The organism is Streptomyces sp. SID12501, from assembly GCF_010550245.1.
Taxonomy (GTDB): Bacteria; Actinomycetota; Actinomycetes; order Streptomycetales; family Streptomycetaceae; genus Streptomyces.
This window is the reverse complement of the sequence record NZ_JAAGLU010000002.1, coordinates 208406-228194: the sequence shown is the minus strand read 5'-3', so window position 1 is coordinate 228194 and position 19789 is coordinate 208406. Positions and strand designations below refer to the sequence as shown.

Sequence of the window (19789 nt, the reverse complement as noted above, 5' to 3'; positions counted from 1 at the left end):
CTGGTCCGCCCGGACCGGGGCGCGACGAGGTGCCGGTGCCTGGGGTCACCCCGGTGGCCGGGTGCCCATGAGGCGCGGTGTCACCAGGCCAGGGCGTCGCCCATGTCCGACTGCCAGTACGAGACGCTGACCGAGCTGTCGACGTACACGCCCTTCGCGGGGAGCGCGGGGTGGGCGGCGCTCGGGCTCTTCACGTTGAAGTAGACCGCCAGGGTCTTCGCCGTGTAGCCGCTCGAGCCGCTGCCGTCCGCCATCGAGAGGAGGACGCTCGCGTAGCCCGACTCGCCGGGGGCCAGTGTGACCACGGCCTGCGGCTGGGATTCCTCGACGACCGGCGGGACGGACTGCGCGTCACCGAACCGAAGGGCCGGGTAGTCGACGAGGTCACAGTCCTTCGAGCCGGTGTTGGTGACGGTGAGGAGAAGGTGGTTCAGCGGGCGGGAGACCACCGTGGCGGTCGTCCTGGTGGAGGCGGGCGAGCAGGGGGAGCGGACGTAATCGGAGTCGGAGGCGGGCTGGGAGGCGTTCGAGCCCGTCGAGCCTGTGGAGCCCGTCGAACCGGACGCGCCTGTGGAGCCCGTCGTCCCGCTCGAACCGGTGCTGCCCGTGCTTCCGGTGCTGCCCGTCGAGTCCTTGGCGTCGACCTGGCCGGCCTCCGTCGACGTTCCACCGGTCGTGGGCGAGGAGTCGGACGCGGTGGACGAGACGGGCGGGGACACCGTCGCGGCTCCCTCGTCGTGAGTGCCATCCGCGCTGCTACACGCCGTCAGAGTCAGAGTGACAGCCGTGAGTGCGGCGGCGGCGAGCAGGCGGGTGCGGGCGGTACGTGCGGACATGTGATTCCCCTGATGCGATTGACGCGATCGACGATTGACGTGATGTCAAACGGCTCTGTACGCAGGCCACTTGACCGGGAGCCGGAAGCGGCGTGCTTGGATGGCCAGAGCTTGTTCCGTGATCCGTCCCAGCCGCCACAAACGCCGGGACATCCGGAACGCTGGAACGCTCACACCCCCCTGACCTGGGGGAACAACCGGCGCCTGGAACGGCTGTCCGGGACACGGAGAGAGGGAGGAACGGTGACGGGCGATGAGTTCCCGGAGCTGCTGGGCCGGTTGAAGGAGCGGTCCGGGCTCAGTTACGGAGTGCTGGGGAAGCGGCTGCACATGAGTGCGTCCACGCTTCACCGGTACGTCAACGGGGACGCCGTACCGACGGACTACGCACCCGTGGAGCGGTTCGCCCGGGTGTGCAGGGCGACGCCCGAGGAACTGGTGGAGCTGCATCGCCGGTGGATCCTCGCGGATGCCATGCGAGGGCAGCAGAAGGCGAGCGGGGCTCCGGCGGAGGAGGAAGCCTCCTCGGCTGCGGCTGCGGCTACCGAGGCAGCCCCGCCCGCCACGCCCGCCGCCGAGGCCGTCGTTCCCGCCGAGGAGGAACAGCAGCCGTCGGCAGTGGAGTTGACGGCCGAGGCCGCCGGGTTGGCGACCGGGGCGGCGGGGGTCTCCTCGGCTCGGCGCCGGCGTACCGTCGTGCTCGCCGGGGCCGCCGTGGTCGCCGCTGTCGCCGCGGCGGCGCTCGTGGTGAATCTCGTACCCGGCAAGGGAGATGACGACCGGAGCGGTAAGCAGTCCGTGGGAGCCACGGGCTCCGGGGCGCTCGGCCGGAGTCCGGTCGCCTCCGCGTCGGCCACCGCCAAGGGCGGAGCGGCGACACCGTCCGCCTCGCCCGACGCAGGGCCCTCGGTTTCCCCCTCCCCCTCCCCCTCCCCCTCTCTGTCCGTCTCCCCGTCCGCGTCCTCCTCCCGGAGCGGTGGGGGCGGGGCGGCGCCGCAGGGCGACGGTTCCGCGGACGGGGCCGACGCGCCCAACGTGTCCGTCAACCCGTACAAGTGGGAGGGGCCGTGCAGCGCCCACTACCTGATCGACCAGAAACCGGAGCAGGTGCCACCGCCGCCGACGGAGCCGGACGCCCGTGGGTGGGTCACCGCGCTCGGCGGGATCACCGGCGGGCAGCAGATGCTCGCGCTCACCGTGCAGGGCACCGGGAAGGCGACGGTGGTCCTGGAGGCGCTGCATGTGCGGGTGGTGGAGAAGAGCGCGCCGCCCGCCTGGAACGACTACTCGATGGGGGTCGGGTGCGGTGGTGGAGTGGAGACGACGTCGTTCAAAGTGGATCTCGATGCCGGGCGGCCCTCGGTCTCGACCAAGGCCGGGCAGCGTGACTTCCCGTACAAGGTGAGCGAGTCCGATCCCGAGGTCTTCTACGTCTTCGCCGACGCCCGGACCCACAACGTGAGCTGGTACCTGGAGCTGGACTGGTCCAGCGGCGAGGAGCAGGGCGTCGTACGCGTCGACGACAGGGGCAACCCGTTCCGGACCAGCGGGAACGTGGGGCGGCCCGCGTACGACTATCCCCTCGGTTCCTCCGAGTGGGGGCGGGACCCGTACGAGCCCGACATTCTCGGCTGAGCACTTCCGGTTGAGCGTTCCGGGCTGAACCTTCCGGCTGAGATGGCGACACTTTTCCGGCCGAGGTGGCGACGCCAAACGATCAAGAAGGTTGCTTGACTTAAGTAACTCTTTTATGTTTGCCTGAGTCAAGCAATATTACCTACCGCACAGGAACCGCTCCCCCATGATCAGCAGCCCGCAGCGGCAACTGCGCAGCCGTCCAAGCCCCGTAGGGCGTCCCGACTCCGTAGGGCGTCCCGACTCCGTGGAGCATCCCGGCCCCGTCGACGCCGCTGTCGCCGCCGCCGTCTTCGCCTGTTCCTTTCCCGGCAGTCTCGTCACGTTGCCGGGCGGCCCGGAGCTTCAGTGGTGGCCCGGCGCGTTGCTGACCGGCGTCTCCTGCGTGGCGTTGCTGTGGCAGCGCCGCCGGCCCCGTACCACCGTGGCGGTGACCGCCCTCTGCGCCACCGTCATGGTGGGAATGGGCCACGTTCTCTCGGTTCTGCTGCTCGGGCCGCTCATGGTCGCGCTCTACTCGCTGGCCCTGCGGACCGACCGGAAGACCGCCAACTCCCTCACCTGCTGCGGCATCGCCCTGCTGGTCGGCACGGCGCTGTTCGCCGGTCCCGCCGGGGAACCGCTGGTCCTCAAGCTGGTCGGCCCCGCCGCCTGGCTGCTGCTGCCCACCGCGCTGGGGACCGCGACCCGACTGCGCGGGGACTTTTCGGAGGCGGTCCGGGCCCGTGCCGAGCACGCGGAACGCACCCGGGAGGAGGAGGCGCGGCGCCGGGTCGCCGAGGAGCGGATGCGGATCGCGCGCGACCTGCACGACGTCGTCGCCCACCACCTGGTCCTGGCCAACCTCCAGGCCGGCGCCGTCGCCCGTCAGCTGCCCGCCCGGCCCGACGAGGCAGCGCGGATCGTCACCGAGCTGACCGGCACGACCTCCTCGGCCCTGCGCGAACTCAAGGCCACCGTCGGCCTGTTGAGGCAGTCCGACGACCTGGACCCGCCCATGGAACCCACTCCCGGACTCGCCCGGCTGCCCGAGCTCGCCGCCTCCTTCCAGCACGCCGGGCTCACCGTCGCCGTCACCGTGGAAGGGGAACCGCGGCCACTGTCGGCCGGGGTGGACCTCACGGCGTACCGGATAGCGCAGGAGGCCCTGACCAACGTCACCAAGCACGCCGCCGCCCGTTCCGCCGAGGTGCGGCTCACCTACTCGGCGGCCGGCGTCGTCCTGGCCGTCACCGACGAGGGACCGGGGAAGAAACCCGCCTCGACCGACTCAACCGACCGCCCCGGATCTCCTCGCGAATCTCCCGAATCTCCCAACTCCCTTTGCGCAAGCGGTGGTTACGGCCTCATCGGCATGCGCGAGCGAGCCCATTCCGTGGGCGGGAGCTTCCGTGCGGAGCATCGCGGCCAGGAGGCCGGGGGCGGCTTCGGGGTCGTCGCCGAGCTGCCCCTTCAGGCCGAGCGGACCCCACTGTGACGCAGACCACCACACTCCCCCCTCATTGAACTTGCGTAAGTCAAGCAATCCTCTTTATGCTTGCGTAAGTCAAGCAATTTGATGTCCGGCTCGATTCGGCACTCGATTTGGTACTCCATTTCGGTACCCGCCTCGACGCTCGATTCCACGACTCGCCCCACGGAGGACCGACGCCATGTCCAACGCCCTTACCCGTCCCGCCGGAGCGGGAACATCCGCTCCGCCGAGGCCGAACGCCGTGGTGGCGGTACTGGCCCTGGCCGGGATCGTCGTCTCGCTGATGCAGACCCTGGTCATCCCGATCGTTCCCGAGCTGCCGAAGCTCCTGAACGCCCCGGCGTCCGACACCGCCTGGGCGGTCACCGCCACCCTGCTCGCGGCCTCCGTCGCCACACCGGTGGTGGGCAGGCTCGGCGACATGTTCGGCAAGCGCCGGATGCTGCTGGTCAGCATCGTGCTGCTGGTGTCCGGTTCGGTGGTCTGCGCACTGGCCGACTCCCTCGTCCCGATGATCATCGGGCGCGCCCTGCAGGGCCTCGCGGCAGCGGTCGTACCGCTCGGCATCAGCATCATGCGTGACGCACTGCCCGCCGACCGGCTGGCCGGGTCCACCGCGCTGATGAGCGCCTCGCTCGGTGTCGGCGGTGCGCTGGGACTGCCCAGCGCCGCGTTCATCGCCGACAACTGGGACTGGCACATCCTCTTCTGGGTCTCCGCGGCCCTGGGCGTCGTCGCCCTCGTCCTGGTCATCCTGATCGTCCCGGAGTCGAAGGTGCGCGCCGGTGGCCGGTTCGACCTGGTCGGCTCGCTCGGCCTCGCGGCCGGTCTGATGTCCCTGCTGCTGGCCGTCTCCAAGGGCGGCGACTGGGGCTGGACCAGCGCCACGACCCTCGGCCTGGGCGTCGCAGCCGTCGTGATCCTGCTGACCTGGGGCTGGTGGGAGCTGCGCAGCCCGCAGCCGCTGGTCGACCTGCGCACCACCGTCCGCCCGCAGGTGCTGTTCACCAACCTCGCCTCGATCGCCCTCGGCTTCTCGATGTTCGCGATGTCCCTGGTCCTGCCGCAGCTGCTCCAGCTGCCCGGGACGACCGGCTACGGCCTGGGCAAGTCCATGCTGACCGTCGGCCTGGTGCTGGCCCCGCAGGGTCTCGTCATGATGGTCATGTCCGCCGTGTCCGCGAAGGTCACCAAGGCCAAGGGCCCGAAGGTCACCCTGATGATCGGTGCGCTGATCGTGGCCGGCGGCTACGGCCTGAACCTTCTCCTGATGTCCGAGGTCTGGCACCTGGTCCTCGTGTCCTGCGTCATCGGCGCCGGCATCGGCTTCACCTACGGCGCGCTGCCCGCCCTGATCATGGGCGCCGTGGACCCCACCCAGACGGGTGCCGCCAACAGCCTCAACACCCTGATGAGGTCCCTGGGCACCTCCTTCGCCAGCGCCCTCGCCGGCGTGATCCTGGCCCAGATGACCACCGACTTCGGCGGCGTGGCACTGCCCTCGGAGAACGGCTTCAAGGTCGTCATGGCCATCGGCGCCGGAGCCGCCCTGCTGGCCTTCTTCCTCGCCTCCTTCATCCCGCGCCGACGCGAGGACACGAAGGGGACCGCGCCCGACAGCCCGGTCGAGGCGCCGGAGGGCGCGGAGGTCGCCGCGATCAAGGCGTAGGCATACGTCCCGTATACGTCCCTTCAACCGCCGAACACACGACGAGGCCGCCGCCCGCACCCGCGGGCGGCGGCTTCCTCGCGTCCACCTATGCGTCCGCGTCCATGACCGCGTCCCGCACTCGCCCTTCCACGAGCGATGGCGGGCAGTGATCCCCGCAACACTCGACCCGGAACTGCTTGCGTTACTCAAGCAATTCGATATGCTTGAGTAAGTCAAGCAAGTTCACGTCGCGGGCATCGCTCCTGCGCGTACGGAGCGGATGGAGACCCGCCATGGACGAAGCGTCCCGGACCCCGGCGGCACCTACCGCTCCCGGCCCGCTCGCCTCCTTCGCCCGGTTCGTGGTGTGCGGCGGCGGTGTCGGTGTCCTCTCCAGCTTCGCCGTGACGCTGCTGGCCCTGTCGATGCCCTGGGGACTGGCGAACGCGGTGATCACCGTCGCCTCCACCCTCCTCTGCACCGAGCTGCACGCCCGCTTCACCTTCGGGGCGGGTCGCCGCGCCGGCCGACGCGAACACTGGCAGTCGGCGGGCTCGGCGGCGGTGGCGTACGTGGTGACCTGCGCGGCGATGCTCCTACTGCACCTGGTCCAGTCGTCGCCTTCGGCCCTGACCGAGCAGATCGTCTACCTCAGCGCCTCCGGCCTCGCCGGCCTCGGCCGCTTCCTGGTCCTGCGGCTGTTCGTCTTCGCCACCACCGGTCGCGGTACTGGCACCAGTACCGCTCGCGCCACGGACCATGTTCAGGAGTGCGTCCCGGCCGGTGCCATCACCGGTGGGGCGAGGACGGTCACGGCACGACCGGTGGCCGCCGGACCCTCCGGGTACGGGCACGGGTACGGGCCCGGGCTCCGGTCGGCACCTCTCCCCCGGCGGGAAACGCACCACGTCCCACGCCGTCGTCCGACGCCGAACCACCTCCACCGTCCGACGGGTCCGACAGGTCCGACAGGTCCGACAGGTCCGATGGGGACCCGACCGCAGCGTCGGAGCGGGAGGTCGTCGCCCAGCAGTACCCGGAACGCCTCGTGCCGGCTCAAGAGGCGTACGGCCCGGAAACCGCGCCGGTCGAGGGTGCGGATCGCGCCGGTGTCGTAGTCGGCGGTCGGCGCCGCGTTCAATGCGCCGGCGAACGGACGGGCCCGGACGACATGTGTCGTCCGGGCCCGTCGAGCAGGGAGGGAACGCGGCTCAGAACACGCCGCTGTAGCGGGCGACCACGTCCGAACCGGCGCCGAACTCGGGCATGCCCCAGATCTCGGTGGCCGATGAGTCCACGACCGTGTCCACACCCGCGTAGGTGGTCCACAGATGGCCGCGTCCTGGTTCGTACCGCAGGAACCCCGACGGTCCCGCACTCAGCAGGTGGGTACCGGGCATCAGGTACGTCTGCGCCGGGATGACCACCTCCGCGGCCGGTACCGCCTGCGCGGACGTGGCCAGCGGCCCGAGAGCCATGGCCAGGGCGAACGTTGTGGCGATGGCGATGCCGCCGCGTATGAGGGCACGACTGCCCACTCGGTTCCTCCACAGGAGACGGGGGATGGGGGATGGGAGACGGGGGACGCAAACAGAAGTCAGGAAAGCGAGGAGGTTCGTATGCCGGACGATGCGGCTGCGGGGCGACGAGCCGTCGATGCACGGACCACCCTCCCGAAGGGCCGGATCCTAGCAGCGGCTTTGGCAGGTCATGACAAGTGATGACCCCTGTGGCCGCGCCCTGTGGCCGTCCCCGTTCGCGGTGGGCGGGAACCCGTGAACGCGGGGCAGCGAAAAGTCCTGCCGGGGGCGGTTTGGACACCGCCCTCGGCAGGACTCGACGTACGGTCCGGAGAACCCCCCGGAGGGTTGTCCGACGGGTAACCCGGCGGATTACTTGGTGGGTTACTTGGTTGTGAGGTAGGCGCGTTCGATCGTCTGGACCAGGGTGTTGCCGGCCCGGTCGGTCAGCTTCGCCCGCAGCGAGACGGAGCCCGCGGTGGCGGGGTGGGTCAGCGCCAGGTGCGTACCGCCGACGGCCTTGGCGTGCTGCCAGGTGGCGCCGTAGTCGTACGAGACCTCGAAGGCGAGCTTGGCGGGCTTCTGTCCGGCCGCCGCGCCCTGGACGGTGAAGGGCACCGAGAACCGCTTGCCCGCCTTCGCCGTGCTGGACAGGCTCAGGTCGGGCGAGAAACGGATCACCGACAGCGGGAGGGTGGTGTTCCCGTCCTCGGGGGTGGTGGCGGAGCGGAAGGTCCACTCCGTCCGGACGCGGGTACTGACCGGGTACGCCGCCGGATCACGCGAGGCGTCCACCGTCAGTTTGTACGCGCTGTCCTGGGCCGGAACGGTGTACTCGGTGAGGTCGATCGGCGAGTAGCCGTAGTCGTCGGGGATCTCCTTGCCGTCCGCCTGGAGCGAGCTGGTCACCGAGGTGTAGTCGCTGAGGCCCCAGTGTCCGGCGCCGTCTCCGAACTGCGGCGTAAACGCCCTGATGACGTTCCCGTACCGCACGACACCGGGGAGTCCCCGCTCCGGCCCGAGGTCGCCCGCGGCGGGCAGGACCGGTCCGAAGACACCGACGTTGAACCGCTCGGTGTAGGTGTGTCCGGCCTGCCAGGTCCTCGGCATCCGCATCAGGAAGGTCTCGGAGCGCGAGTCGTGGCCCTCGCCGACCATCTGCCAGGTGCGGAAGGACCACTTGACGTCGTTGTCGAGGACGTAGTCCGTGGTGCGCAGCGGCAGGTCGCCCCGCAGGTCGTGGTCGGTGAGGATCAGATCGCCGTCGGGGGTGTGCGGCGACACCTCGAACTGGACACGCCTCCCCGCGACGGGCACGCCGACCTGCACGTCGACCTTGGCGAGCTGGTTCTTCCGCACCTCGGCGGCGAAGCCGTCCAGGCCGCCGGGGCGGTTCCAGCCCAGGTGGTAGGTGACCGGCCGGCCCTCGGCGTCCTCGCGGGTCCAGTCGCCGGCGAACACTGCGGACGCCTGGCCGGCGGACGGCTCGGGGCCGAGCTGTCCGAAGGTCGTGCCCATGAAAGTGGGCAGGATGAACTCCATTCTGCCCGGGCGCAGACCCTCGCCGCGGGCGTAGCTGAAGTAGGCCGTGGCCTCGGTGTTCTTCGCCGCCGCGTCGGGCACGGTGACCGCGACCGGCCGCGTCTTCCGGGCGTCGACCGTGACGGTGGTGTCCCGGTCCAGGGTCAGCTTCGGCTGCACCAGGATGGCGTGGGTGGCGGATTCGTACGACGGGTGGATCACCCCGTTGAGCGCGTAGTCGCCCTTGGGCAGCCGCACCGTCAGCTCGCCGTCCTGCTCGTCGGCGTAGTCGGCGTAGAAGTCGCTGCCGAGGTCGGAGACGGAGGTGGCGGCGTCGCCGGTCGGCGCGCCGTTCTCGTCGAGGTGCTTGAGGGTCAGGCTGTACGACTCGACCTCGCGCTCGACGCCGACGGCGGTGCGTACCTGGACCTTGCCGTCGGTCGAGGTGGCCTGTACCGAGCCGCCGAAGGAGCCGTCGACGCCGCCGACTCGGGTGTCGGCGGTGACGGAGGCACTCGCCGTACCGCCCGCCGGGACGGTGACCCGCTGCGGCGACACGGCGAACATGCCCTCGACGGCGGGCTTGCCGTCCACCGAGAGGGCGTCGACGGACAGGTCCAGGGTGACCGGCTCGGTACCGAGGTTGCGGTACGTCACCTGCTTGGTCGTCGGGGTGTCGTCGCCGTGCGGCCACTGCTGGAGACCGAAGTCGAGCGGCTGCTGCTCGGTGACGACGCTCTGGTCCAGGGCCCGGACCAGGTCGGTGCGCCCGGTGCCCTGCTGGAAGGAGCTGTACGAGCCCGGCTTGGCCGAGCCGGTGAGGACGGCCTTGAGGCGCTCGCCGGTCCAGTCGGGGTGCTGCTGGGCGAGGAGTGCGGCGGCGCCCGCGACGTGCGGAGTCGCCATGGAGGTGCCGTCGAGGGTGAGATAGCCGGGTATGTCGGAGGGGTACTCGGCCTCCAGGACGCTGCCCGAGGCCCCGGCGGCCGTGATGGCGACACCGGGCGCGGTCAGGTCCGGCTTGACCCCGCCGTCACCGAAGCGCGGGCCACGGCTGGAGAAGTCGGCGAGAGCGTCGGCCTTGTCGACCGCGCCGACGGTGAGCGCGGCGTCCGCGCTGCCGGGCGAGCCGACCGTGCTCTCGCCGCCCTCGCCCGCGTTGCCGGCCGCGATGACGAAGAGGGTGTCGGACTCGGCGGAGAGCCGGTTGACGGTCTCCTCCATCGGGTCGATACCAGGCATGTCCTCACCGCCGAGGCTCAGGTTGACGACCGCGGCGCCCTGCGCCACCGCCCACTCCATGCCCGCGATGATCCCGGAATCGCTGCCGAAGCCGCTGTCGTCGAGAACCTTCCCGTTCAGGATCTTCGCGCCCGGGGCGACGCCCTTGTACTTACCGCCCGCCTTGGCGCCCGTACCGGCCACGGTGGACGCCACATGCGTGCCGTGGCCGAACTTGTCGCCGGTGCCGGACGATCCGCTGAAGTCCTGCTCGGCGACCACCTGGCTCGCCAGGTCGGGGTGCGTGGTGTCGACCCCCGTGTCGAGGACGGCGACCTTTACGCCGGTGCCGTCGTAACCGGCCGCCCAGGCCGCCGGCGCGCCGATCTGCGGCACGCTCTTGTCGAGGCTGGCCTTGCGCCGACCGTCCAGCCACAGCTTCTCGATGGCGGTGGAGGCGGTGAACTCCGTTGCCCCGTCAGCCTGTTGGCCGGTGCCGGTCACGGCGTTCCAGAAGTCGGCGCCGCGCTTCTTCACCGGCCGTATCGCCTTGCCGTTGACCACCGGCAACGCCCGGCCGACCTTCGCCCCGGCCCCGGTGAACGGGGACATCGAGGGCGCCTTCTTCCCCTTGAAGGTGACGATCAGCGGTACGTCACCACGGCCCGCGTCGTCATAGCCGTCGGCGACCAGCTGGGTCACGTCGAACAGCCGGGCATCCAACCCGCCCCGCGCCAAGAGGAGTTCGGCGTCACCGGGCACCACCCGGGTGTGTCCGGCTACCACCTGGACGGAGAACGCCACCTTCTCCCGGCCCTCGGCCCGGACGATGCCGGTGACCTTTCCGGCGCCGTCCATCATGACCCGGTCACCCGTCACCAGGGTCACCGTCTTCGCCACCCTGGCCGCACCGAACGCTTCGGACGCCTCGGACGCCTCGGACGCCTTGGCAGACTCGGCCGCCGTGGACGTCTCGGCGGTCCTGACCGTACCGGCGCCGGTCGTGTCCTGGGCCTCCGCACCCGGGACACCGGCCAGCAGAAGAGCCGTAGAGGCCACCCCCGCCGCCACGACCGCACGTGTTGGTCTCGCGCGCAACTCCACCTGAACTCCTGACACTTCGACATCGGACAGGAGCCGTCGCACGTACTCCCGACGGCTCGCGCCTAGAGACGGACGGGGGTGGCGTCGGGTTGGAAATACGTTCGACGTGTTTCCGACGAGAGGTCGGTGGGCGCCCCTCGGCACGATCCCCGCCTCCGCCGTTCGGCCAGTACAGGGGCGGTTCCGGTCTGCGGGTTCCGGCCGTTCGGCCGAGGCGGTGCTGCCCTCCGGGGCAGCAGAGTGGGCTACCGGGCCCCGCGGAGAGTGCGCGGGGCGACACGGACGGCAGGAGAGTCGGACATGGCGAAGGCACCACAGCGCGGAGGGCGAACGAACCTGCACCTGGCACGGGTCACGACACTGGCGGTCGCCGCGCCGGCCGCCACCCAGTGGCTCGCCTCGGCAGCGGGTCTCATCGCCCAATGACCGGGATGCGGACGAACCCAGGAGAAGCACGACCACGACGGTGGGCGGAGCGGCCTTCGTGGGATGCGCGGCACGCACCTGCCGGGCCACCGTCGGAAAGGCATCGGCGGCCCGGTCACCTCACATCGACATCAACATCAACATCGGTATCAACATCGGTATCAGCCGAATACCTGCACCCAGGAACCGTCGGCGTAGTTCGGGTCGATGTTCCCCGAGTCGTATCCCACACCGGTCCTGGTGTAGCCGCAATTGAGGATGTTCGCGCGATGGCCGGAACTGCTCATCCACCCGTAGGTCGCGTTGTTGACCACGCCGTTCGGATCGCCCTCGAAACCCATCGCGATGTTCTCGCCGACGCCACCCCGGGTGTATCCGGCGTCCTTGACCCGGTCGGTGGGGCTCTTTCCGCTCGCCGAAGTGTGCGAGAAGTTGTGGGTGCGCACCATCTCGGCCGCATAGTCGTGGGCGGCCTTCTGCAGGCTCGCGTCGACCACCAGGGCCGCGCAACCGTTGGCGGTCCGTTGCGCGTTGACGTTGTCGAACACCTGCTTCTCCAACGACGTCATCCCCGTCGTGTCGGCAGGTGCGGCGGGTGTGATTCCGCTCCACTGCTGGTTTCCGCCACCGTTGCAGGACTACAGCTGGACCGGGGTCCCGTTCGCGACGCCCAGCTCGGCCGCGTCCAGGCAAAGGCCCAGGCCGACGTTCTTGACGGTCCCTCCGGACACGACGTCCCACTGCTGGGTGGCGCCGCCCGTGCAGTCCCGTATGAGCACGGCCACGCCGTTGACCGCGCTGCCGCTCTCACTGTCCAGGCATTTGTTTCCGTAAACGCCCAACGCTTTGGTCCCGGTGTCGTACGACCACTGCTGGTTGCTGCCCCCGTTGCAGTCCCACAGGGTGAGTTCGGTGCCGTTCTCGGTCTTTCCACCGGGGACATCCAGACATCGCCCGGAATCAGCACCACGAAGGGCGGCGGTCGAGACGGCGGCCGATGCCGCCGGGGCGGATATTGCCGCCCCGGCGGTCATCAGACCCAGTGCTGCCATCACCAACCCGTATCGCGCGGACCGGGATTCATAACGGTGAGTAGCCAATCGGAAACTCCTGGCCCGAGCGTGATTCCGTGAGCATTTCGCGCCTCACGTCGGCTCAGACCAGAGCACACATCGGAACACCGCGCCCGCAGTGAGCATTCACCGAGAGGGAGTTTTGTTCCTGGTAGTACATTTTATTGCTTCGAGCAATACCCATTGACGACGCGCTTTCCGTCAGACGGAAGCTGACGTGTCAGGCATCGAACTCGTGATCTCGGGTCTCCGGCAGCGCCAGCAGGCACAGAAGGCTCACCAGACAGAGGCCGCCGGTGTAGAAGCCGAGGACGAGGGGGGATTCCCAGTGGCTGTTCAGCCAGGTGGCGATGGACGGGGCGAACCCGCCGCCGAGGGTGTTGGCGAGGATGAAGGCGGCGGAGGCACCGGTGTAGCGCAGCCTGGCCGGGAACAGCTCCGGGAGGAAGGCCGCCACCGGGGAGAACATCAGCGCGAGGAACATCAGGCCGACCGTGTAGGCGCCGGTGATCACCAGCCCGTTGCGTGAGCTGAGCGAGGCGTACATCGGCACCGCCCACACCACGCAGCCGGCGGCTCCGGCCAGCATCAGCGGGCGGCGGCCGATCCGGTCGGACAGTCTGGCGACCGGGAGGGTGATGGCGATTCCGGCCGCCGCGCCGATACTCGCGGCGGTCAGCATCGTGTTCCGGGGGATGCCGAGTTCCTGCGGACCGTACGAGAGGCTGTAGACGATCGTCAGGTAGTAGACGGCCGAGCCGCCGATCGCCGCGCCGGTGCCGAGCAGCAGCCGGCGGGGGTACTGCCTGAGGATCTCACCCAGCGGGAACCGGGGCGCCGACACCGCCACCGATACCGACTCGGACTCCGGCACCGCTACCGATTCCGACTCCCGTGCCCGCGCCGTGGCCTTGAAGACCGGGGACTCGGAGACCGTCGCACGCACCCACAGCCCGACCACGACGAGGACGGTGCTGAGCAGGAACGGGATGCGCCAGGCCCAGTCGGTGAAGCCCTCCATGCCCACGATGTTCAGGGTGGGCAGGATGACCGCGGTGGACAGGAGAAAGCCGAGCGAGGGGCCGATGTTCGGGATGGACGCGTACAGCGCGCGGCGGCCGGGGGGCGCGTGTTCGGCGGCGAGCAGCACCGCGCCGCCCCACTCGCCGCCCATGCTGACGCCCTGGAGCAGCCGGAGCGTCACCAGCAGTACGGGGGCGAGGATTCCGGCGGTCTCGTACGTGGGCAGCAGGCCGACGCCGACCGTGGCCACGCCCATCAGCAGCAGGGAGACGACCAGGGCCTGTCTTCGGCCCAGCCGGTCGCCGATCGTGCCGAACAGGACGACGCCGAGAGGGCGGGAGAGGAAGGCCGCGGCGAAGGTGAGGAACGCGGCCAGGGAGGAGAGGGTCGCGTTGCCGGAGGGGAAGAAGGCGGGGCCGAGGACGAGTGCGGAGGCGGTGCCGTACACGGCGAAGTCGTAGTACTCGATCGTCGTGCCGACCAGGCTCGCGACGGCGACCTTCGGGGCCTCGGTCTTCGCTGTGCGCGGTGGGGACGCGTGCAGTGTAGGTAATTCGGGCATGGGGGGTCACTTCCGAATCCTGAGCGGAAAAGCAGGAAGGGGAGTCACCCTAATCATCGAAATTCAATTTCGACAAGAAGCTCATTCGCAGCCGGGGGGCAGAACGCCCCAACGCGCATAGAGCGCGCGAATAGTACGCCCAGGCGCAGTCAACCCCACGCAAGCTGTCAATTCCCTGTCAATAATCATGCAGTGAGCTGTATAAATATTTACCGACGGTTACATCTTGCCAACCGGCAGTCACACGAGAATGCTCATGACCGCTTAACTTGAAAGTTCTACAACCATCGATTTTCGGACACGGAGAATCACAATTCCCATGCTGAAAACGGGCAAGCAATTACGCTTGAGAAGACTTTCGCTCGCGGGTGACGGCCGGCATCTGCTCGTCCCGCTCGACCACAGCGTCTCGGACGGTCCTATCGTCCCCGCCGACAAGTGGGACGACCTGCTGCGGGCGTTGGTGGCCGGCGGAGCCGACGGGATCATCGTCCACAAGGGGCGCGCCCGTGCCTTCGCGCCGGACATCCTGAAGAGCTGCGCGCTGGTGGTGCACCTGAGCGCCAGCACCTCCTGCTCCGCCGACGTCCACGCCAAGGTGCTGGTCGCCGATGTCGAGGAGGCGCTGACGCTCGGCGCGGACGCGGTCAGCGTGCATGTGAACATCGGGTCGGACACCGAGGCACGGCAACTGGCCGATCTGGGGGCGGTGGCCCGTTCCTGCGACGCGTGGGGCATGCCCCTGATCGCGATGGTGTATCCGCGCGGCCCCCGGATCGAGGACCCGCACGACCCGGCCCTCCTCTCCCACGTGGCCAACGTCGCCGCCGACCTGGGCGCGGACATGGTGAAGACCTCCGTCGCCCTGCCGATCGAGCGCATGGCCGAGGTGGTGGCGAACAGTCCCATCCCCGTCCTCGCGGCCGGCGGTCCACCGGACGGCTCCGACCTCGTCGCATACGGCACGGCGGTGATGGCCGCCGGCTGCCGGGGCCTGGCCGTCGGCCGCCGGATCTTCTCCTCCCCGACGCCCGCCGCACTGGTGTCCCGGCTCTCGGTGGTCGTGCACGGCGGGAACACCGGCATCGGCAACGACGGCATCAGGGATGACATACGCATGGCCAACTACTCGACGATCGTGGCAGGAGTGGCATGAGGTTCGCATGGATCGACCTGCGTGAGGTCCCCCGTCCGCAGCTCCAGGCGGTGGTGGACGCGGCAATCCACGCCCGGATGGCGGGTGTTGTGTCCGCCGACGCCGAGCTGCTCGGGACCCTGCCCCCGACCGTCACCCGGGTGCTGGTCTCCGAGGGCGGCGAACCGGCTCCGGCTCCGACACCGACACCGGCCGCCGTGAAGAAGTCCGGCGACAAGGAGGCGAAGGCCGGCGACAGGGAAGCCAAGTCCCCGTCCAGCAGCGGCACTTCGCCCTCCGGCACCGGAATCGACGTGCTCCTGCGGAAGTTCGCCACGCAGGACGAGCTGGACGCCCTCGCCGCCGACCACCGTGCCGGCACCCGTGCCGGAGGCGCCGGTGGCACACCGGTCTCCGGGTTCATCGACGTACGGGACGACCGCACCCTCCAGCTGTCGTGCGCGGGCGCCATGATGCTGCCGTACACGGTCATCCACTTCGCCGACCCGACCAAGATCCCGCTGGAGATCGTGCTCGCCGCGGCCGAGTCGGCCGAGGGCAAGCTCGTGACGGTCGTCGGCGGCCTGGAAGAGGCGGCCATCGTCTTCGACGTGCTGGAGCGCGGCTCGGACGGCATCCTCTTCACGCCCCGCAGCGCCGACGAAGTCTTCGCGCTGGCACGCCTGTTGGAGGCGACGACACCCCAACTGGAGCTGTCCACGCTGACCGTGGAGAGCATCCGGCACGTCGGGCTCGGCGACCGGGTCTGCGTGGACACCTGCTCGCACTTCGAGGAGGACGAGGGCATCCTCGTCGGCTCCTACTCCTCCGGGTTCGTGCTGTGCTGCAGTGAGACGCACCCCCTGCCCTACATGCCGACCCGCCCGTTCCGGGTCAACGCGGGCGCCCTGCACTCGTACACGCTCGGCCCCGACAACCGCACCAGCTACCTCAGCGAGGTCGGCTCGGGCAGCGCGCTGCTCGCGGTCGGCGCCGACGGGCGCACCCGCCGCGTCGTCGTCGGACGGGCGAAGCTCGAATCCCGGCCACTGCTGGAGATCCGTACCCACGCCGAGGACGGCCGGCTGGTCAGCCTGACCGTGCAGGACGACTGGCACGTACGGGTGCTCGGCCCGGGCGGGAAGGTCCTCAACGTCACCGAGCTGCAGACGGGTGACGAGCTGCTCGGATATCTGGCCGCCGACAAGCGCCATGTGGGCCTGCCCATCGGCGAGTTCTGCAAGGAGGTCTGAGTTCCGATGGGCGAACTCGAAGACCCGGGGTCGGATCTCGCCGACCTGGTCCAGAAGTCGTTCGACGCTCGCGACGACCGGCTGCCGTATCTGACGCATCAGCAGGAGACGCTCACCCGCGCCGAGTTACGTGAGCGGGTCGGCAAGCAGGCCGCCGTCTTCGCCGGTTACGGCATCGGGCCGGGCAGCACCGTGGGGCTGCGGACTCCGCCCAGTTTCACGCAGATCGAGGTGCTGCTCGCCCTGTGGCGGCTCGGCGCGCAGGTGCTGCTCTTCGACTTCCGGCTCAAGCCGCCCGAGGTGGCGGCGCTCTGCGCGTCCTGCCGGCCGCAGTTCATGGTCAGCGCCGGTTCCAACGTCCGGGCCACGTTCGGTTTCCGGTCCGAGTACGAGGTCGTCACCGAGCGGCGCCGAACCGGCATCGCGGCCACCACCGGACACCGTCTCGTCCAGTTCAGCTCGGGCTCCACCGGACGGCCGAAAGTGATCGGCAGGACCGCCCGGTCGCTCGCCACCGAGGTGGACCGCTTCGCCGGCGTCCCGGGCATGCCGGTCGAGGGCGACCGGCTGCTGCTGCTCAGCTCGACGGCCCACAGCTTCGGTCTGATCGGCGGCCTGCTGTACTCCCTGGCCGCCGGCGTCTCCGTCGTCTTCGCCCCCCGCGTCTCCGCCCGCGACATGCTGCGGACCGCGCTGGAGCACCGGATCACCGCCCTGTTCGGCGTACCGACGCACTACGAACTGCTCGCCGCCGCCACCGATCCCCCCGCGCTGCCCGACCTGCGGATCGCGGTGTCGGGCGGCGAGATCATGCCCCCGCAGGTCGCCGCCCGGTTCGCGCGTCAGTACGGCGTCCAGGTCGGCGAGGCGTACGGGACCACGGAGACCGGCATCGTCGCCATCGACGTCGGCGGCACGCTGCGCCCCTCGGTCGGCCGGGCGGCACCGGGAGTGTCCGTCCGGGTCGCGCGGGGCGAACTGGACGTCGCCCTCGACGAGTCGCCGTACCTCTTCGACTCGGGCGGCGCCCAGTACACCGACGGCTGGCTCCACACCCGGGACCGGGCCACGCTGAACGCCGACGGCGCGGTACTGGTGCGGGGGCGCGCCGACTCCCTCGTCGTCATCGGCGGCCTCAAGGTGGACCTCACCGAGGTGGAGAACGTACTCCGCGAGCACCCGGCCGTCGAACAGGCGGTCCTGGTCCACGAGGACGTGACCGAGGCGTATGTCGCGGTGACCGCCGGTGCCGAGCGGCCTTCCGCCGAGGAGCTGTTGCGGTGGTGCCGGGAGCGGCTGGCCGACTACAAGGTGCCCCGGGTCGTACGGCTGCTGGATTCGTTGCCGCGCACGTCCAACGGGAAGTTGGTGCGGCAGGCCGCGATGTTGCGCTCCGCCGGGTAGGGCGAGCCACTGACGGTTGTTGTCCGCAGGCAGGTCCGTGGCTTGTCGCGCCCGCGCGGCGGAGCCGCAGACAGTCACAACCCCGCGCCCCCACAGGGCGCTCACCCCCCACCTGGAGAAATTGATCATGACTACGTCGACCCTGGAAGACGAGATCCGCGAGTTCGTCCTGACCGCGGTCATCGACGACATGAACATCCTGCTGAGCCGCGACGGCATCACGGACGACAGCCCGGTGACCGTCGGCGGCCTGGATGTCGACTCCCTGAGCCTGATCGAACTCACGCTGCGGCTGGAGTCGCGGTTCGGCGTCGAGATCCCCGACACCGACATCGAACCCCTGGCCACCCTGACCCTCGGCGGGCTCGTCACCGAGGTCGTCCGCCGCGGTGCGAAGGCATGAGTACGAGCACGGGAGCCACCGGCACCGACATCACCGCCGACTCCGTACGGGAGCTTCTCGCGGACCGCAAGGTCTTCCCGGGGCTGCCCGACGACCTCGGCGAGGACGCCGAACTGGTCCTGGACTCCCTCGGGTTGGTGTGGCTGCTCCATGTGGTGGAGGAGCGGTACGGCCTGATCGTCGAGCCCACCGACGAGGACATCGCCGGACTGACCTCGCTCCGGCGGCTCACCGCATACCTGCGTACCGCCCAGAAGGGGGGCACCGGGGATGACGCGTGAAGTGACGGTGACCGGATACGGCGTACGGACCGCGTTCGGCGAGGGCGCGGAGGCTCTGCGGCGCGGCGTGTTCGCGGGGGTGCCGGCGTTCCGGCCTACGACGCGGTTCGACACGGGGCCGTACCGGACGGCGGTCGCCGCCGCCGCTCCCGACGGTCCCGAGGCGGTCGAGGGATGGGCGCTTCGGCACGCACTCCGGCGGTGTGGTGCCGATGCGCTGGGCATGGCGGGGTTGGGCGCGGGTGCGGAGGCGGCGGTGATTCTGGGGGTTGCCGGGGATCATCGGAGTGTCACCCGGTATTGGCGCGCCGGAGATCTCGTACCGAGCGAGTTGTCGGATGTCGGCCGCGGGTCCGTTGTGGCTGGTCGCGCCCACGCGGCGGAGCCTCGAATGTCCCAGCCCCCCGCCCCTGTCGGGGCGCTGCCTGCACCGGAGTTGAACAGTCTCGCCGATGCCGTGCCCGCTCAGCTGGCCGAGTTGCTTGCCGACGGCCTGGGGCTGACCGGGCCGCGGCTGACCTTCACCAATGCCTGTGTCGCTTCCGCCGCCGCGATCATTCACGCCTGCCGGCTGATCTCCTCCGGGCGGATCGACACCGCCGTCTGTGCGGGTGGGTATCTGGTCGAGGAGGAGACCTTCGGGAAGTTCGACTCCGGGCGGGCGTTGTCGCGGGACGGCATGGTGCGGCCGTTCAGTGCCGATCGCAGCGGGCTGTTGCTGGGCGACGGTGTCGCCGCCGTCGTACTGGAGTCGACCGAGCACGCCAGGCGGCGCGGGGCCCGGCCGCTCGTGTCCGTCGTCGGATGGGGCGCCGCCACCGACGCCCACCACATCGCCCAGCCGCACCCGGAAGGCGCCGGCCTCGCCCGCGCCGCACGGCAGGCGATGCGGCAGGCCGGGGACCCGGACGGAGCGTCACTCGGCTACATCAACGCCCATGGCACCGGCACCAAGTACAACGACGGCGCCGAGACGCGGGGCCTGCGCGCCGCCTTCCCGGAGCGCGCCGGATCGATACCGGTCAGCTCGACCAAGAGCACCACCGGCCACCTCCTGGAAGCCGCGGGCGTCGTGGAGTTCGTGATCACGATGCTGACCCTGCTGGACGGCGTACTCCCGCCGACCGCCGGATACGGCAGCCCCGACCCGGAGTGCGACCTCGACTACGTACCGAACGAGCCGCGCCCCGCCGACTGCCGCCGGGCCCTCACCATCAACGCCGCCTTCGGGGGCGCCAACACCGCACTCCTCCTGGAGCGGCCGTGA

16 protein-coding genes and 2 pseudogenes are annotated in these 19789 nt (G+C 70.1%); 11 read left to right on the top strand and 7 right to left on the bottom strand.

What is annotated here, in order from left to right:
* Nucleotides 1-80 precede the first annotated feature (80 nt).
* Nucleotides 81-836 (bottom strand): DUF4232 domain-containing protein, encoded by a 756-nt coding sequence (locus G3I71_RS02765; protein ID WP_164312250.1) that lies wholly within the window; start codon nucleotides 834-836, stop codon nucleotides 81-83.
* A 243-nt stretch (nucleotides 837-1079) separates the two neighbouring features.
* On the opposite strand from G3I71_RS02765, the gene G3I71_RS02760 reads away from it, so the two are divergent.
* From G3I71_RS02760 to G3I71_RS02745, 4 genes and pseudogenes are all read left to right on the top strand, one after another.
* The gene (locus tag G3I71_RS02760) at nucleotides 1080-2471 is read left to right on the top strand and encodes a helix-turn-helix transcriptional regulator (RefSeq protein WP_343242819.1); all 1392 of its coding nucleotides are present in this window, start codon (nucleotides 1080-1082) and stop codon (nucleotides 2469-2471) included.
* Between the two features lie 166 nt (nucleotides 2472-2637).
* On the top strand, nucleotides 2638-3948 hold the full coding sequence (locus G3I71_RS02755) for a sensor histidine kinase (RefSeq protein ID WP_164312248.1): 1311 nt from the start codon (nucleotides 2638-2640) through the stop codon (nucleotides 3946-3948).
* A 175-nt stretch (nucleotides 3949-4123) separates the two neighbouring features.
* Nucleotides 4124-5614: an MFS transporter gene (locus G3I71_RS02750; RefSeq protein ID WP_164312247.1), complete on the top strand. Its 1491-nt coding sequence runs from the start codon at nucleotides 4124-4126 to the stop codon at nucleotides 5612-5614.
* Nucleotides 5615-5889: 275 nt separating this feature from the next.
* Nucleotides 5890-6309 (top strand): annotated as a pseudogene (locus tag G3I71_RS02745) (GtrA family protein); the annotation flags it as partial.
* A gap of 296 nt (nucleotides 6310-6605) precedes the next feature.
* Here the strand turns inward: G3I71_RS02745 and G3I71_RS52565 are convergent.
* The 3 genes and pseudogenes from G3I71_RS52565 to G3I71_RS02735 form a co-directional block, all read right to left on the bottom strand.
* Nucleotides 6606-6746: pseudogene (locus G3I71_RS52565) on the bottom strand (VapC toxin family PIN domain ribonuclease); the annotation flags it as partial.
* A 61-nt stretch (nucleotides 6747-6807) separates the two neighbouring features.
* On the bottom strand, nucleotides 6808-7134 hold the full coding sequence (locus G3I71_RS02740) for a hypothetical protein (RefSeq protein ID WP_164312246.1): 327 nt from the start codon (nucleotides 7132-7134) through the stop codon (nucleotides 6808-6810).
* A 366-nt stretch (nucleotides 7135-7500) separates the two neighbouring features.
* The gene (locus tag G3I71_RS02735; protein ID WP_164312245.1) at nucleotides 7501-10962 is read right to left on the bottom strand and encodes a S8 family serine peptidase; all 3462 of its coding nucleotides are present in this window, start codon (nucleotides 10960-10962) and stop codon (nucleotides 7501-7503) included.
* A gap of 300 nt (nucleotides 10963-11262) precedes the next feature.
* On the opposite strand from G3I71_RS02735, the gene G3I71_RS52195 reads away from it, so the two are divergent.
* Nucleotides 11263-11388, top strand: coding sequence for a hypothetical protein (locus G3I71_RS52195; RefSeq protein WP_275409150.1), 126 nt, complete (start codon nucleotides 11263-11265; stop codon nucleotides 11386-11388).
* 161 nt (nucleotides 11389-11549) lie between these two features.
* Here the strand turns inward: G3I71_RS52195 and G3I71_RS02730 are convergent, their stop codons facing one another.
* From G3I71_RS02730 to G3I71_RS02720, 3 genes are all read right to left on the bottom strand, one after another.
* Complete coding sequence (locus tag G3I71_RS02730) at nucleotides 11550-11957, bottom strand: CAP domain-containing protein (RefSeq protein ID WP_164312244.1); 408 nt, start codon at nucleotides 11955-11957, stop codon at nucleotides 11550-11552.
* Nucleotides 11958-12026: 69 nt separating this feature from the next.
* Nucleotides 12027-12440 (bottom strand): RICIN domain-containing protein, encoded by a 414-nt coding sequence (locus tag G3I71_RS02725; protein WP_164312243.1) that lies wholly within the window; start codon nucleotides 12438-12440, stop codon nucleotides 12027-12029.
* A 241-nt stretch (nucleotides 12441-12681) separates the two neighbouring features.
* Nucleotides 12682-14046 carry an MFS transporter gene (locus tag G3I71_RS02720; protein ID WP_164312242.1) on the bottom strand — a complete coding sequence of 455 codons (1365 nt, stop codon included), beginning with the start codon at nucleotides 14044-14046 and terminating at the stop codon, nucleotides 12682-12684.
* A 319-nt stretch (nucleotides 14047-14365) separates the two neighbouring features.
* Here G3I71_RS02720 and G3I71_RS02715 point away from each other — a divergent pair, with 319 nt between their 5' ends.
* The 6 genes from G3I71_RS02715 to G3I71_RS02690 all read left to right on the top strand — a co-directional run bounded on the left by G3I71_RS02715 (nucleotide 14366) and on the right by G3I71_RS02690 (nucleotide 19789).
* A complete protein-coding gene (locus G3I71_RS02715) occupies nucleotides 14366-15202 on the top strand; it encodes a 2-amino-3,7-dideoxy-D-threo-hept-6-ulosonate synthase (protein WP_164312241.1) in 837 nt (278 codons plus the stop codon).
* The gene (locus G3I71_RS02710) at nucleotides 15199-16434 is read left to right on the top strand and encodes a 3-dehydroquinate synthase II family protein (protein WP_164312240.1); all 1236 of its coding nucleotides are present in this window, start codon (nucleotides 15199-15201) and stop codon (nucleotides 16432-16434) included. Before G3I71_RS02715 ends, G3I71_RS02710 begins: the two co-directional genes overlap by 4 nt.
* 6 nt (nucleotides 16435-16440) lie before the next feature.
* Nucleotides 16441-17838 (top strand): class I adenylate-forming enzyme family protein, encoded by a 1398-nt coding sequence (locus G3I71_RS02705; RefSeq protein ID WP_164312239.1) that lies wholly within the window; start codon nucleotides 16441-16443, stop codon nucleotides 17836-17838.
* Nucleotides 17839-17965: 127 nt separating this feature from the next.
* Nucleotides 17966-18241 carry an acyl carrier protein gene (locus tag G3I71_RS02700; RefSeq protein WP_203729129.1) on the top strand — a complete coding sequence of 92 codons (276 nt, stop codon included), beginning with the start codon at nucleotides 17966-17968 and terminating at the stop codon, nucleotides 18239-18241.
* Nucleotides 18238-18522: an acyl carrier protein gene (locus G3I71_RS02695; RefSeq protein ID WP_164312238.1), complete on the top strand. Its 285-nt coding sequence runs from the start codon at nucleotides 18238-18240 to the stop codon at nucleotides 18520-18522. Before G3I71_RS02700 ends, G3I71_RS02695 begins: the two co-directional genes overlap by 4 nt.
* The gene (locus G3I71_RS02690) at nucleotides 18512-19789 is read left to right on the top strand and encodes a beta-ketoacyl-[acyl-carrier-protein] synthase family protein (RefSeq protein ID WP_164312237.1); all 1278 of its coding nucleotides are present in this window, start codon (nucleotides 18512-18514) and stop codon (nucleotides 19787-19789) included. The genes G3I71_RS02695 and G3I71_RS02690 overlap by 11 nt, the downstream gene beginning before the upstream one ends.